We start from the raw sequence: 15072 nt of genomic DNA on the forward strand, positions 1-15072 counted from the left end.
GCGCGCACAGCGGGACCGCCGTGTGCCGCAGCAGGGCACCCGCTCGGCGGCCGGATGCGTCAGATACGGATGCCGCCCATGTCTCCCTGTCGTCGCGCGCCCAGCTCTGCCGCAGTCTGTCCCAGGGCACGGCCGCCTCGGCGCCTGCTGCCCCGGAGCCGGACGGACGCCGCCACAAGGTGGGTCTCGTCCTGATCCGGCCCAGCCGCCGGGGCTTTGCCGGGGCGAGCGGGCCGTGGCCGATTCGCCATCTCTGCAGCTGCGGGTCCCAGGGCGCCGCTGTCCCGCTCATGCAGGTCTCCTTGGCGGCAGGTCCCCGTATCCCGCGGCCACGCCGCGTACAGGGCCGGAAGAACGCTCGACGCGGAATCCGTCGCCGCGCAGAAGCAAAGTCCGCGCGTCGAGTTCGGAGGTGTCCCAGCCACGTTCGATGAGTGCGACGCGCACCGCGTTCAAGACCCGTTCCCGGATGGTCCCGATATACCTTCTTGCGTCGAGCTCCTGAAACATCGAGGCGTGGCGCTCGGCCCCGATCTCCCGGATCGAGACAGCAGGTCCCTGGGTCGGCCGTCTTCCCCCTCCATTCGCAGCCACCAGCAGGAACCAGGCGACCGTCTGCCACACGTCGACCAGTGCGGAACCGGCTACGGCTGGTGTCCTGGCGAGCGCCCGGCCGATCCCGCCCCACAGGACAGCGGGCTCGGGGAAGCGGGCTGCGCGGTCCGCGGTGTGGAAGTCGGCCCGCAAAGGGTTCAGCACGTACGAAACGATTTCCAGGGTGACCATCCCGCCCTGTGTGTGCGCCCTGACGAACACGGTGGTGACGACTTCCTCACGCCAGGCGCCCACCCGAACCCGCAAGAAGTGGCGGCGCGCCTCGCCGCTCTCCTCCACGGCTGCGCGCCGGTGCTCCTCGAAGACGTCCCGGCCGTGCGGTACCTGCTCCCGGCTGAGCAGCCCCTCCGCCGGAAGGAACACGCACTCGTCGATCTCCACCTGCCGGAGCCGGTCGAGGCGCGCTTCCGCGGCCTTCGATGAGCCCGGTTGCGCCGGGTAGCGCAGCGTCGCCAGCTGGGCCTTGATGTGGTCCAGCAGCCAGCCGTTGCCGAGGGGTTCTTCAGGATCGAGCGGCGCGGTACGGGCGCCCGAAGCGGCCCGCAGCTCCACTGTCAGCGTCCACGCCTCCTGCAGAGTGCCCATCCCCCGGAAAGGGCCGGCCATGTCGTACAGGATCAGAGGCGAGTGCTGCTCCCGCAGGATGTGATCTCCGATCCATTGCAGACGGGCGGAAGTGACGTGTTCCGCCGGGTCGCGCGCCAGGTCGACGAACACCTCCGGTGCGAGGTCGCCGCGCAGCACCCGGTCCAAATGCCACTGCCGCAGCACAACGCACCAAGCCGTCACCGCCAGACAGCACAGCGCGATCCAACCGTGAAAGGCGTCCCACGGGAGCAGGGTCGAGTCGTCGTGGCCGGCCGAGTCGTACGAGGTCTGTGCAGGGCCGAAGAACGCGGCGTACGCGACGATGTAGAGCCCGGTGCCGAACGCGATTCTGCCGACCCAGCGCAGGACCGCACCCCGGCCCCTGCGGCTGCGGGCGGCGAGCAGGGCGCAGCCAGGGAGCAGGACCAGCACGAGCATGCCGGTGAGCAGGAAGCCGACCAGCCACACGGCCAGCACCAGTGCCGCCCAGGCGAGTCCGATGCGCCGGGCGCGTAGGGCATGGGACAGGACCCGTCGGGCGTCGAACCCAGCCGAGGGGGCGATCACACGTTGGTCGTGCGCATACAGCTCGTCGAGCACCGCATCGCGGTAGGCGTCGTCCACATAGACACCCACGCACAACAACCGGGTCGCCTCGCTGAAGTGCGGTGGCATGGTGTGGGTCAATGAGCCTCTCCCTGCGATAACCGTCGTGCCACTGAGGCGAGTTGATACGCACGATTGAAGCGCGAATCCAGAGGATAGCGCCTGACTTGGCCGGAAGGGCCCCATCGGTGGCGATCTGGAGGCGTCCGCAAGGAAGCGCCGGCCGGCGTCGCAGCGCGGGTCACGCCGCCGCGCTGACATTGGTCGCCGGGAGCTGTGGACGTTCGTTTCCACTGGGGGCCTCACCTCGGAGCGATGCTGGTGTGAACGACGGCGACATCGGTTCTGGCCGCGATTCCGTGAACCCCCAGATCAAGCTCGAAGCAGGACGCGGGTACGGAGGAGGCGGAACGAGGCAAGGCCGTGCATTGATGCGGTGGACGTGGCCTTCGACGATGTCCGAGCGCCACGGGAGGGTGAGGCCGGCGGTGACGGCGTCGAGGTCGAGGCAGAGGTTCTTCGCGAAGGAGAGGACGGGGCCGGTGCATCGTGTCCGGCCTCGCGCACTGCACTCCAACAACAGGCGCTCGCAGCGGTGTTGGAACGCGTAGTGAAAGGTGCGGGCGAGGTCGCGGGCCCGGGCGATGCCTGTGCAGGCCAGCCCTGCCCGGAGAGGATGGTCTTCCTCGTGCGGCCGCAGAGTGCCGGCCGGCAGCTCGCGGGGCAGCATGATCCACTTGGTGATCTTGCGAGGATCGGGGATGGCACCGCGGGCGTGTTCGACGGGACCGGTCCTGAGTCCGGCACCGTAGCGGCGCACTGGCAGATCGCTGCCCGGGTAACCGCGTGGGTCGGATCTCGCGGAAGTGGTCGGTCGGGCTCGTGACACCGTCAGTGAATCGCTCGGTCAGATAGGCGGTGCACGGCTCCAGGACCCTTTGGGGCGCCTGTGCTGGGCGGAAGCCAGCAGCACGTCGGCGCTGGAATAGGCGCCGGCCCGGTCCCTGTAGATGATCTCTGCACCCGGATGTTCGCGCAGCCAGCCGACGAAGCTGGCCGAGTCCCGGTCCGGCAGGAAATCCACCACACGGACCTCTTCCACGTCGACCAGGACGGTGCCGCGCTAGCGCCAGCCCTTGCGGAAGGCGAACTCGTCGACTCCCGACACTCGCGGCGCCCGATCGGGCACCATCGGGGTTACCAGCAGGCTCAGGAGGTGGGTCCGGCTGGCGGATAACTGCAGGGTTTGGCGGTCTGTTGGGGTGGAGGGGTGAGTGAACGCAAGCCGTATCCGAGCGACTTATCGGACGAGCAGTGGTCGTTGATCTAGCCGGTGATCACCGCGTGGAAGGACCGGCACCGTTCGGTCAGTGGCCATCAGGGCGCCTACGAGATGCGAGAGATCGTTAACGCGATCCTCTATCAGGGGCGGACCGGCTGCCAGTGGGCCTATCTCCCGCACGATCTTCCCCAGAAGAGTGCGACGTACTGCTACTTCGCCACCTGGCGGGACGACGGGACCGACCAGATCATCCATGAACTCCTGCGCTGCCAGGTCCGTGAGCGGGCCCGCCGATCAGAGGACCCGACGCTGGTGGTGCTGGACACCCAGAGCGTCCATGTGGCAGCCGGGGTCCCCGCCGCCACGACCGGTCGGGATCCGGCCAAGCGGGTGCCGGGCTGCAAGCGCGGACTGGCCGTGGACGTCCTCGGCCTGGTCATCGCGGTCGTCGTCCTCGCCGCGAACACGCACGACAACACCGCGGGCATCATCCTGCTTGACCAGGTCGCCGAGCACGCCGGCGACACCGTCCGCAAGGCGCTGGTTGACCAGGGCTTCAAGAACCAGGTGGTCCTGCACGGCGCCAACCTGGGCATCGACGTCGAGATCGTCGAACGCAACCCTCAGGACAAGGGGTTCGTGCCGCAGTCAAAGCGGTGGAGGGTCGAGCAGACCTACGGGATCTTGATACTGCACCGGCGTCTGGTCCGCGACTATGAGCACCGCCCTTCGTCGTCCGCCTCCCGCGTCTATTGGTCGATGTCCCACGTCATGATCCGCCGCCTCACCGGCGCGAACGCTCCCACCTGGCGCGAACCGCAGGCGGTGACCGCATGAACATCCAGCCCCTGCTCGACGCGCTGGACATCCAGGAGGACGCCGCCCCGGCCCAGGCCAACGACCTCCGCACACAGATCGGCGAACTGCAGACCCGGCTGCGGCAGGCCGAGACGCACCTCGAGCACCTCGCGATCACACGGAAGACCGTCACGGGCCTTGCCGACCGACTTCCGGCCGTCCCCCCGGACCTGCCCGAGCACCCTGACTACCCTCGCATCCTCGCCGTCTTCAACGGGGCGACCGGACCACTGCGGGCCAAGGACGTCTGCGAAGCCCTCGACCACAAATGCTGCCGAAGAACATTGAAGGCACCGAGCCAAGTTGAAACGCCTGGTCGAACTCGGCATCCTCACCGAGGTCGACACTGGCAACTTCGCCAGGAAGCAGTAGCCGGCCGGGCCCCGTGGGTGGGGATCAGTGGGCCTTGTCAGCCAGCCGGTGGGGTGAGGCTGGTGCGGTCGAACGGGCCACCGTGCGCGGCGGCGTACGCGATGGCGTCGTTGACGGCATCGAGCCCGAACGACCGGACCCGTTCGGGGGCGAGATCCAGAGTGCCCGAGGCGAGGAGCCGGATGATGCCGACATTGGCTGTGCGCGGGTACATCCATTGCCCACGCACGGTGATCGAGTTGCGCATGATCCATGGGTACGGAAGTGCGAGGTCGTCGCCACCGAGCATGCCGACGCCGCCCATGAGGACGACGCGGCCGTACTCGCGGACGGTCATGGCCGCCGCGCGCGACGCCGAGCTGGGTGCGCTCGGCGGGAGCAGGTCGATCACCATGTCGATCGGGCCGTCGGCCGCCGAGGACATCGCCGCGCGGTCGGTGGCCTCGTCTCCGGTCAGCGGGACCGGGCGCAGACGCGGACCGAACCGGTCGACGAGGAGGTCGAGCGCGGCCTGGTTGCGGCCCGGGGCGACCACGCGGCCCGCCCCCATCGCGAGCGCGACCGCGACCGCGCTGCTGCCGAGGTTGCCGGTGGCCCCGCTGACGAGCAGCGTCTCGCCGGCTGCGAGCCCGCCTGCCAGCAGCCCGCCGTAGGAGATGGCGTGCACGCTGAGTGCGGCCCAGCGGGCCGGATCGTCCCCTGCCACGGTGGGCAGCGGGAAGACGTTCTCCGTCGGGACCCGCATGAGCTCGGCGAACGAACCGTCGTGCAGGTACCGGGCGAGCCGCGCGCCGCCCTCGCCGCGCGAGCTCCAGCCCTGGAGCGTGATGTCGGGCGTCAGGGCGTCGTCCCGCGAGCGCACCGTCGAGTCGCACCACACCAGGTCACCGACGCGCAGCCGGGTGGCATCCGGGCCGACGTGGATGATCCGCCCCACGCCGCCGACACCGGGCACGACAGGAGGGACAAGGGGGTAGTTCCGCTTGCCGCCGAAGACCTCGGCCGCGTACGGCGCCACGCTGGCGGCGAGGACCTCGACCACCACCTCACCGCCCCCGACCTCGGGGTCGGGCACCTCCCGCACCATGAGCGGGGCGCCGAACTGCGTCAGAACTGCTGCTCGCACGTGATGACCTCCGTGTTCGTCCGTGCTCGTGGGATCGACATTAGGAGCGGGGTGAGCATGCGGGAAGCGATGATCTGGCATTCGTGGTATGCGTATGCCGCATGGACATCTCCAGCACTGGACTGCGGGTCCTGCGGCAGATCGCTGAGTCCGGCAGCTTCACCGCAGCAGCGGCCCGACTCGGCTACACGCAGTCGGCCGTCTCACGCCAGGCCGCCGCCCTCGAACGCAGCGTGGGCGCCACCCTGTTCGAACGCCGCCCGGACGGGGTACAGCTCACCCCTTCCGGCTTGACCCTGCTGCGGCACGCCCACACGGTCCTGGCCTCGCTCGCAGCGGCCGAGAGTGAGCTCACTGGCACCGCCCCGCGGACCGAACTGGTGCGGCTCGGGGTGTTCCTGAGCGCGGGCGCGGCGATCCTGCCCGCCGCACTCGCACACCTCGCGACGGCCGGCCCGCAGATCACGGTCACCACCAGCGAGGGCACCACGCCCACTCTGATCCGGGCGCTGCGCGCGGGCTCGCTCGACCTCGCCGTGCTGACGTCCCGCCCACCCCACCGGCCCTTCGACGGCGACTCGCCGCGCCTGCACATCGAGACCGTCGCGGACACCGAACTGGTCGTGGCGGTGCCGTCGACCGGAGAGTTCGCCGGACGCACCACGGTGCACGTCGACGAGCTGGTCGACGCCGCGTGGATCGCCACCCCGTCATCGAGCTCCGAGCCGCTGCTCGGCGTCTGGCCCGGCCTGCCCGGACGGCCTCGCGTCATCCACTCCGCGCGCGACTGGCTGACCAAGCTTCAGCTGGTCGCCGGCGGATTCGGTGTGACGACGGTGCCGTCCCGGCTCTCACCGGTGCTGCCGCCCGGGGTGAGCCTGCTGCGCGTCGACGGCGCACCCCCCGAGATCCGCCGGGTGCTCGTGGCGCGCCTCCCCGGCCACCCCGCCCCGGCCATCACGGCCGTCACCCGAGCGATCACTTCGACCGCCTGAACCGCCGCCAAGGCCGCGCACGATCGTGTGTACCCCTTTCCCCCTCGCGGGTGGGCACCGCGGTCGCCGTCGGCCTGTTCTTCGCGTTGCTGGCGATCGGCATCGCCGTCTCACGGCCCTGCACGTACTTTTCGCGCCCCGCGGCCGCGAATATCGGCCGCCGGCAGCCAGCCTTCCGCCGAGGCAAGCGGGCTCGTTGCCGGTGGACACGCCCAACGTGGCACTGGTCGAGGTTTCGTGTCCGATCCCCACCAAACACTCTCAAACCATCCTCCTAGGACAGGCGCGCGCTCGCTCTGAGCCGTTGCTGGGCGCGGAGCCGACCTCGTCTTGTCAACAGGACTCGAGGGTCCGGGCATACTCAAAGGCTCACTCCGCGCCCGGAGAGTCGGCAGGCCCCCCGGCCAAGAACGGGGCCCGCGTGCCAACCTTCGCGTCCCATGAGGCCTACTCATCGCGAGCCATCCGTGACCACCTGCGACGTCGCGGAGTGCGGGCCGTGATCGCGCAACCTGCCGACCAGATCGCCCATCGCAAGCGCAAGGGCCGCAGCGGAGGGCGCCCGCCCGGCTTCGACCGCGAGGCCTGCAAGCAACGCAATACCGTCGAACGCTGCATCAATCGCCTCAAGCAATGGAACGGCCTGGCCACCTGCTACGAGAAGACCGCCACGGTCTACCGTGCCGGCCTCCTCATCGCGGGGAGCTTCTTCTGGTCCGCCCGCCGAAAGAACAGGCAGCTCACGGCTGGAGACATTCTCCCTGCGGATCGAAGCAGATGAGTCCGTGCTCGCGAGCCGGCGCAGCTGCGTACTCGGACACTTCCTCAGCCTTGCCATAGGACATGAGCAGGTACACGATCGGGCCCGATGCTTCCTCGATGACCGGCGGTGACGCCCATACGGCGTTGCGGTCGACGTCGTGCGGGTATCGCGCGACGAGAGCTTTCATGTAGGCCACGATGCGTGGCGCCGGAGGCACGACGACATCGTCCAACTCCAGGTGGCGCTCGTACAGCTCGCCGTAGGTCGAGCCCGCTTGGTGGTCGTCGAGTGGGCGGTCGCCGTCCCACACAGCAAGGTCATAAGCTCATCAGCGCATCGTTGCAGGCAGGAGTTCCGCCGACGCCAGCAGGCCCTGAGATCGAACCTTCATCAAGTGATCCGTAAGAGACCTCCTAGCCGCGACGGCGCTTCCGCTTCGCCCGTAGTCCGCCCAGCAGCTTCCGCGCTTCGGTGTCGCCTCCGTCGGCGGCCTGTTGGGCGAGGCGGTCTGCCTCCTCGTGGTTGCCGGCTTCCTCGCGCATCCTGACGAGTCGGCCCAGCGCGTACGGGTTGCCTTCGGCGGCCGCCTCCTCGAACAGTTTCTCGGCCCCGCCACCGCCACAGCTGTCGGCGGCCTCCTCGCGCATGTCCGCGAGCTCGGCCAGCGCTTCGGTGCTGCCGGCCTCTGCTGCCCGTCGGGCAGCCCGTTCGGCGCCGTCGCGGTCCCCGGTCTCCTCCCGCAGGAGGGCGATCTCCTGAAGCGCCATCGTCCGGACACGATCCACCCGGGCCGCGCGCCGGAAGAGCTCCTCGGCCCGCCGCCGGTCCCCCGCTTCCTTCCGCTTCTCGGCCAGTCGGAACAGCGCATGGGTCATGCCCGCGTCGGCCGCCCGCTGCGCGTAATGTTCGGCGCCGTCGTGATCGCCCAGTTTCTCCCGTAGCAAGGCCATCCCGTCCAGGGCCGCGACACTGCCCGCGTCGGCCGCCTCGCGGAACAGGCTCTCGGCTGCGACGACGTCGTCGGCTGCTGCGCGCACCGCGGCGAGCCGCCGCAACGCGTCGGTGTCACCGTCGTCCGCGGCCTGCCGCGCGAGCCGTTCCGCTTCGGCCCTGTCGCCCGCCTTCTCCCGCAGTTCGATGAGCGAGTAGAGGGAATAGGTGCAACCGGCGTCGGCCGCCTCGCGGAACAGGGCCTCAGCCGTCGTGAGATCGCCGGCGAACTCGCGGTCCTTGGCCAGCCGCCGCAGCACGCCCGGCTGGCCGCTGTCGGCAGCCCGCCGTGCGAGCGCCAGGGCCTCCGCGAAGTCTCCGGCCCGCTCCCGGCTGACGGCGAGCTTTTCGAGCGCGTAGTCGTGACCCGCCGCGGCGGCCTGACGCAGCAGGTCCTCGCACCCGGCGAGGCCTTCCCTTTCCCTTTCCGCGCGCAGCATCGCGAGTTCGTACATGACGAAGCCGCGGTTGGCATCGATGCCCTGCCGTGCGAAGCGTTCCGCCTCCTCGTGTCGCCCGGCCCGTTCCCGTTCCCGGGCCAGCCACAGGAGGCCGTCGAGGTCATCCGCCTCCGCAGCCCGCAGGTACACGGTTTCGGCTGCCGCCCGGTCCCCCGACTCCTCGTACAGTTCGGCCAGGCGGCTCAGGGATTCCGTGCTGCCCGCGTCGACGGCCCTGGCCAGCAGCCGACGGGCCCAGAGCATACGGTCACGGTGGCCGGCGGCCCGGGCCAGGAGGCGCAGTTCGTCGGGGTCGCCGAGGTGCTCGTGCGCGGCCGCCCAGAACGACGTCGGGGGGCACAGCCGTCGGCGCTCGCCAGCTCCGTGCTGTTCGAGGAAGTCCGCCAGGCGACAGGCCGGTGCCGGCGGACCGCCCGTCCCGTCGGGGTCCTCACGGACCGTACGGGGGCGGACGCGGCGCAGGGGGGCGAGGTTGCCGTGGACGGGCTCGCCCGTATCGGCGAGGGCTTGTTCGAGCCAGTGGTCGTCGAGGGCGTCCCGCTCGTCGTCGGTGAGGTAGTCCTCGGCCGCCTCGGCGAGGAACGCCAGGGGAACGTGCAGGCCGACGCCCAGGCGCCGCGCGTCCATGGCCGCGTGCAGCAGTGCGCGCGCCGGGGGCGAGGCGCTGCGGTAGCGGCGCAGCAGCTCGGGCGCACCGGCCAGGAACTGGGCCAGACGCCCGTGGCCTGCGTGTTGCAGGGCATGGGCGAGTTGCTCGTCGCCGGCGGCGGCCAGGGCCTCGGCAGCCTTGATCGACTTCCGGTCGAAGGCATCGGGCAGGACGATCTGCCGGCCTGCGAGCAGCTGTCGAGCCTGCGGGTGCGGGTCCGGCCCGACGGTTTCGGGAAGGGCGCAGTAGGCCCGGGAGTACGAGGACCACAGGGTGCCCAGGACCAGGACGGGGGCGCGGGCCGGGTCGTTGAGCAGCAGGTGCAGGACTGCGGCGATCCGTTCGCCCGTTCCGCTGCCGGCTCCGAGGTAGTGCTGGGACTCGTTGAGCCACACCACCGTGTGCGGCACGACGCGTTCCATGTGTGCCAGTGCCGCCTCGGGATGCGACGGGTAGCGGGGGTGCCACAGCAACCAGCCCTGTTCCGCGAGGGGTTGTACGGCTTCCCAGCACGCGCGGGTCTTGCCCGTCGACGAGGAGCCGACCAGCACGGCCATCCGGCTGCTGCCGGCTGCCGCGGCGGCGACGTGCTCGGCCAGCTCCGCGTCGTGCGGCCGGTGTACGTAGCCGGGCAGCCGGGGTTCCGTCTGTGGCCTGCGGTCGGTCGGGCTCGGCGAGTGGTCGTCACCCGCGTGTCGTGGGGCGTCCGCGGCGGGGTGGACACCGAGGTCGTGCGGACGGCACTGCGCGATGGGCCGTCCGACGAGGTCGGCCACCGGGCGTTCGTCGGCGCGGGCAGGCCGGTGACCGGCGCCGACCGGCCCTGCGCCGACCGCCGGGAGCCCGGCCGCCTGCATCACGGCCGCGGATGGCGCTACCGCCGTACGCGTGGCGAGGGCGTGCAGCTCCAGGAGGGGGCGAGGCTGGAGCGCCAGGGTCCGCGCCACCGCGTACACGGTCTCCGCCGAGGGCGGGGGCGCCGAGCGGCTGAAGGCCGCACTGACGGTGGTCCGCCCCAAGCCCGCGAGCTCGGCGAGCGCCGACTTCGTGAGGCGCTTGGCGATCCGCGCTGCCTCCAGGCGCGCGCGCAATTCGGCCAGCGCGACGGCCGGTTCCTGGAATCCCTGCGCGCTCACGCCGTCCGACCCGTCCTCGTCGTGCCGACTGTTCATCGCTGTTCATCTTCGTCCGGCCGCACACCGCCGAACACGGCTTTGCCCATATTGGGCTGCACCGCCAGCCGGCGGGAGACATCCACCACCGCGTCGAAGGGGACCACCACCGTGTCCGATCACAGCGCCCTGCTCCTCCTCGCATGCGCTCTGACCGTCCTGGTCGCCGCGTTGACCGGGGCGGCAGCCGGCTACCTGGCCCGCCGGGATCACGCGACCTACCCCGCGGCCCTCACTCGCGGGGCCGCGGCCTTCGGTGCGACCCTCCTCCTGACCGCGACCGTCGCCTCGGCCCTGACTCACCGGTGAACCGGTGCCCCGCCCGCCCCCGTAGCGCGGGCGGGACACCGTAGGGCCGGGGCTGCGGCGGCTGCGGGCCCGCGCTGCCCCGGCTGGGAATGGGGTCAGGCCCCAGGCGTCCTTCAGCGGGGTCGCGTGCTCGGGCCACGGTGAGGCAAGATCCGGAAGAGACGGCCTGGTGCCCGCATCCACCCCGCCAGGGCTCCGTACTCAGCTCGTCGCACCCCGAAGGGCACCTCACCGAGTGCCTGGCTGAGTTTTTCGGGGTGGTTGGGCGCCACGTCTCCGGTGGGAGTCGGAACCGCCGGATTTTCGGTGAGATCGGGCGCCACTTGGTGTGATGGTGTGTGAGATGCCGCTTTCAGAGTAGTCGGGTGGTGTGGGCCGTTCGGCCGTCACGCTGTGCTTGTTGATCACGATCCGAGGCAGGGAGACTGCCGGTGAACAGGTCGCGTGAGGTGCTGTCCGAGAGGATCCGCCGAGCCCATTGCAGGCAGGGACTGTCGGGACGGGGACTGGCGGCATTGAGCGGGACCGATGAGAGGGGCGGACGTGGGCGGGAACAGCGACGACCAGGGACGGCTGAGCGGGCGGATCTGCGTCATCGCCGGCGCGGGCGGAGCCATCGCCGGCGCTGTCGCGACACGGCTCACTGCCGAGGGTGGGCAGGTGATCGGAATCGACCGGCAGCCGCCGGACGTCCTCTTTCCGGTAGTCGTGGCAGACCTGCGGATCGAGGCTGAGACACGACTGGCGTTCGAGCGTATCCATGCGGAGTTCGGCGGGATCGACGTGCTCTACGTCAACGCCGGCCCCATGGACCGCGAGGACCACGGCCTGTTGGAGACGACCCACGAGGTCTGGGAGCGGGTCTTCCAGGCCGTTCTCACCCCTGCGGTGCTCAGCTGCCGATACGGGGTGCCGGTGATGAACTCTGGCGGCTCGGTCGTGCTGACCGGCTCCTTCCTCGCAGGCATGGGCGCCGCGACCGCCCAGATGGCCTTCTCCGCGGCCAAGGCCGCAGTGACCCAGCTCGGGCGCGACCTGGGCACGCATCTGGCACGGCGTGGCATCCGCGTGAACACCTTGGCTCTGGGCCCGGTCGAAGCCCCGGAGACCCGTGCCATGTTCGATCGGATGGGGGAAGAGGAGACCCGACGGCGCTTCGCCCATATCCCGATGGGCCGCTTCGCCACCCTCGACGAGATCGCCGCCGCGGCCACCTACCTCGCCGGCCCGGATTCGGGCTACCTGACCGCCTCCGAACTCCCCGTCTACGGCGGCATCCGCGCCGCGTACACACTCCCGGACCACTGAGCCCCCTGCGCCCGCGAGTGTGCCCCGCTGCCGGGGCAATCGCGGGAACTGGACGGCCAGGCCCTGGGGGGCGTTGACGCGCACTTCAAGGCTGGGCAAAGCCCTGAGGGCGGGCAATTTCGACCATCCCCATCGCGGTGCGCCCGGACACTCCGTCCGGGACCTCCGCCGTCCAGCAGCTGCACCAGTTCCTCGGCATCCAGTTCGATCCGCCGTCCATCGGCCATCCGGGCACGGCCCAAGGCCGCGGCCTCGACGTCATCGACTGCCTCGTCGTACTGATTCATCTCCGCCGCCCAAATCCGCCCCTCCCCTTCCTCCTACCTCGGCGAACGGTCGTTCCCGCAACGGCTACATGAACGACCGTTTCATTCCACCTTCGATGGACATCAGGTGTCGCACTCGAGACCAGTTCGCCCACGGCAGACGCACACCGCGGGCAACGAGTGGAGACCCCGTCCCAGACCATGTCCACGTAAGGGAGCCCGGAAAAACCGCAGGTCAACGGAGGGTTCTCTGCTCGTGACGCCCACCGCCACCATCCCGTTCCAGCCCTCGCCCGAACTTCCGCCGGCCGCCCTCGTCAAACGGGAGTGGCTCCTCGAATGTCACTGCGCCCGCCCCGTCAGCGACCTCCTCCACGGCCAGGGCTGGGACGTCGTCACCGATCTGGACTGCAACGTCCACTGCTCCAGCCCCGACCGGCGTGTGTACGTGGGGTTCCTCCCCGAGAGCCGGGAAGCGGCGCGCGGCGAGCTGTGGACATCCGCGTCACGGACAAGGACGGCACCAAGGCCTGGTATCAGACCTTCGGGCAGGACGCCCCGGCCCAGGCCATCGCTGGATTCCTCGCCGCGCTCATCGCATTCCCCACCCGCTGTGCGCCTGCGTCTGACGCCCGCCCGGAAGTCGTCCCATGCCCCACCATTTGATCACCATGACCGCGTACCACTCCGAGAACACCGTCCGCCCCGCGGAACACCAACACACCAGAAGCGGCATGCCCCTCGCAGAGGGATGTGCAGGAGAGAGCCAGTTCATCGCCACGTGCAGTTGCACGGCCTGGACGAGCAACCGCTCGTTCACGAAGAACTACACCGTCGCAGTAGGCGGGCACCATCGCGCCACACAGCTGCAGGCGGTGTCCGGTGGGCCGTCGAAGCGCTCCGCCGAGTTGCCCGACCGCCCCCAACTCGGCGCAGACAACTGAGATTCCCTCTCCAGCATCTCCCCTCACCATCCACGATGGCTGTCTTGCCCCACACGATCACCGTTGGCCAACTGATCCACCAGCTTCAGACCGTCGACGCCGACCTGCCCGCGTACTTCGCCATCAACCCGGACTGGCCCCATGCCCACCGCATCGGCCACATCGTGGAAATCACCGGAACAGACGGGGCCGTCTACATCGCCGAAAACGGCCAGGAGGGCGTGCTACCGCCCGCAGTCCGCAACCAGCTGGACTGGGCCGACGTATGATCTTCCGTCCCTATCCGCATCAACTATGCGCACCACCTGACCCTCAGTGACCTGGTCCGAGATCCCATACCTCGGTCCGTACGCGGCGCTCTCCTCCGCTGCGTACGTCAGCCACATGGCATCCGGCCGCCACAAGCCCAGCGAGGACTTCGCCCGCCTGGCCGACGAGGCCTTGAACGCCGGCAAGGCGATCCGGGGGCGATGGGGTGACTACGAGCAGGCCAGGGCCAGGGAGACCCGGGCCAAGCGGCCGTCGGCAGCCCCGCCGGCCCGAGCAGCCGTATGCCACCGGCTCCGCCCTCGTCGTCGAACACGACGCCGCCTGCCTGACGTACGACGGCCGCCAATACCGGCTCACCATGCGCAGGCTGCTACAGAACACCGGCACCGAACCGGTGACCCGCTACCTGATCCGCATCAGTGTCGACCGCTACCCCGCCGACCCCGAGCGGTCCAACGCCCGCTACCGGGCTCACCCGCTGACCTGGGACGAACTCGACCTCACCGCAACCTGCCGGGGCGAGGCGATGCGCTGGCAGGCCAAGCACGATCGCGACGCCTTCAAGGAAGACTGGCTGCTGTTCGACAACGAACACGGCCGTTTCCCGCTCTACCCCGGCGAATCCGTGTGGATCGAGTACGCCTACACCGTCGGCGACGACAAGTGGGGCAACTGGTTCCAACGAGCCGTCCGTCTGCCCACCGAGCAACTCGAAGTCCAGCTCGTCTTCCCCGCCGACCTCGACCCCGTCGTATGGGGCACCGAGACCTCCATGACCGCCGAAGCCTCCCCGCTGCGCACGCCGCCCGTCCGCAGCGACGACGCAGGACTACGGCAATTCACATGGATCACGACCACCCCCGCCCTGCACGCTCGGTACCGTCTCGAATGGCGGTTCCGGGCACGGCCCGACGGCGGATCAGATGCCTGGGCGTACGAGTAGGCCACTACGGGTGGACCTACCCGGCCGAGCACACCCAACTCGATCCCACCCTCGACGGGACCGGCCGGATCCTGCACGAGACCCTGACCGCCCCGAACCACCTCGTCACCCGCACCTTCGCCGCCCAGCGGGCCGACAGCAGAACGCAGGCCACGTGGAGGCGCCGACATGGCCACCATCTCCACGGTTACCGCCAAAGGCAACCTTGGCCGTGCCGCACCGGGGCCAGCCCTTGTACGCCTCAGACGGTGGCGACGACTGCTTCAGCCCCGCTGGGACGGCCGTCGCTCAGGGCCGCGAGGTATCGCTCGGCATCCAGGGCTGCCGCGCAGCCGCTGGCGGCGGCGGTGATGGCCTGGCGGTAGGAGTGGTCGACGACGTCGCCTGCGGCGAAGACGCCGTGGATGTAGCCGTTGCCGTCGAGGTCGAGCTGGCCCTTGAACAGCTCGCTGCGCGGGTCGTGGCCGATGGCGATGAACAGGCCGGTCGTGTCCAGGTCACGGGTCCTGTCGGTGAGGACGTCGCGCAGGACGAGGCCGGTGAGCCTGCCGTCTG

General features: G+C 70.1%; 12 protein-coding genes and 2 pseudogenes. 8 read left to right on the plus strand and 6 right to left on the minus strand.

Annotated elements, in window-relative coordinates; all coding sequences use genetic code 11:
- Positions 1-288: 288 nt before the first annotated feature.
- Both AB0H32_RS29200 and AB0H32_RS29205 read right to left on the minus strand, forming a co-directional pair.
- Positions 289-1890 (minus strand): hypothetical protein, encoded by a 1602-nt coding sequence (locus tag AB0H32_RS29200; RefSeq protein WP_361126270.1) that lies wholly within the window; start codon positions 1888-1890, stop codon positions 289-291.
- A gap of 826 nt (positions 1891-2716) precedes the next feature.
- Positions 2717-2911: a hypothetical protein gene (locus AB0H32_RS29205; protein WP_361126273.1), complete on the minus strand. Its 195-nt coding sequence runs from the start codon at positions 2909-2911 to the stop codon at positions 2717-2719.
- Positions 2912-3142: 231 nt separating this feature from the next.
- Between AB0H32_RS29205 and AB0H32_RS29210 the strand changes: the two genes are divergently transcribed.
- Entirely contained in the window at positions 3143-3928 is a 786-nt protein-coding gene (locus AB0H32_RS29210; protein WP_361126275.1) for an IS5 family transposase, read from the plus strand.
- A 430-nt stretch (positions 3929-4358) separates the two neighbouring features.
- On the opposite strand, the gene AB0H32_RS29215 is transcribed toward AB0H32_RS29210, so the two are convergent.
- On the minus strand, positions 4359-5447 hold the full coding sequence (locus AB0H32_RS29215) for an alcohol dehydrogenase catalytic domain-containing protein (RefSeq protein WP_361126277.1): 1089 nt from the start codon (positions 5445-5447) through the stop codon (positions 4359-4361).
- Between the two features lie 101 nt (positions 5448-5548).
- On the opposite strand from AB0H32_RS29215, the gene AB0H32_RS29220 reads away from it, so the two are divergent.
- Positions 5549-6442 (plus strand): LysR family transcriptional regulator, encoded by an 894-nt coding sequence (locus AB0H32_RS29220; RefSeq protein WP_361126280.1) that lies wholly within the window; start codon positions 5549-5551, stop codon positions 6440-6442.
- Between the two features lie 445 nt (positions 6443-6887).
- Positions 6888-7223, plus strand: a pseudogene (locus AB0H32_RS29225) (transposase); the annotation flags it as partial.
- Here AB0H32_RS29225 and AB0H32_RS29230 read toward each other — a convergent pair.
- Entirely contained in the window at positions 7183-7515 is a 333-nt protein-coding gene (locus AB0H32_RS29230; RefSeq protein WP_361126283.1) for a hypothetical protein, read from the minus strand. The pseudogene AB0H32_RS29225 and the gene AB0H32_RS29230 overlap by 41 nt on opposite strands.
- Before the next feature lie 103 nt (positions 7516-7618).
- Positions 7619-10477 carry a helix-turn-helix transcriptional regulator gene (locus AB0H32_RS29235; RefSeq protein ID WP_361126286.1) on the minus strand — a complete coding sequence of 953 codons (2859 nt, stop codon included), beginning with the start codon at positions 10475-10477 and terminating at the stop codon, positions 7619-7621.
- Between the two features lie 111 nt (positions 10478-10588).
- Between AB0H32_RS29235 and AB0H32_RS29240 the strand changes: the two genes are divergently transcribed.
- The 5 genes from AB0H32_RS29240 (at position 10589) to AB0H32_RS29260 (ending at position 14517) form a co-directional block, all read left to right on the plus strand.
- Entirely contained in the window at positions 10589-10786 is a 198-nt protein-coding gene (locus tag AB0H32_RS29240) for a hypothetical protein (RefSeq protein WP_361126289.1), read from the plus strand.
- Between the two features lie 528 nt (positions 10787-11314).
- Complete coding sequence (locus AB0H32_RS29245; protein WP_361126292.1) at positions 11315-12094, plus strand: SDR family oxidoreductase; 780 nt, start codon at positions 11315-11317, stop codon at positions 12092-12094.
- Positions 12095-12699: 605 nt separating this feature from the next.
- Positions 12700-13026 (plus strand): DUF317 domain-containing protein, encoded by a 327-nt coding sequence (locus AB0H32_RS29250; protein ID WP_361126295.1) that lies wholly within the window; start codon positions 12700-12702, stop codon positions 13024-13026.
- 322 nt (positions 13027-13348) lie between these two features.
- Entirely contained in the window at positions 13349-13573 is a 225-nt protein-coding gene (locus tag AB0H32_RS29255; protein WP_361126298.1) for a hypothetical protein, read from the plus strand.
- A 359-nt stretch (positions 13574-13932) separates the two neighbouring features.
- On the plus strand, positions 13933-14517 hold the full coding sequence (locus tag AB0H32_RS29260; RefSeq protein WP_361126300.1) for a hypothetical protein: 585 nt from the start codon (positions 13933-13935) through the stop codon (positions 14515-14517).
- Between the two features lie 241 nt (positions 14518-14758).
- Here AB0H32_RS29260 and AB0H32_RS29265 read toward each other — a convergent pair.
- A pseudogene (locus AB0H32_RS29265) lies at positions 14759-15072 on the minus strand (thioredoxin-disulfide reductase); the annotation flags it as partial.

The organism is Streptomyces sp. NPDC020362, from assembly GCF_040642095.1.
Taxonomy (GTDB): domain Bacteria; phylum Actinomycetota; class Actinomycetes; order Streptomycetales; family Streptomycetaceae; genus Streptomyces.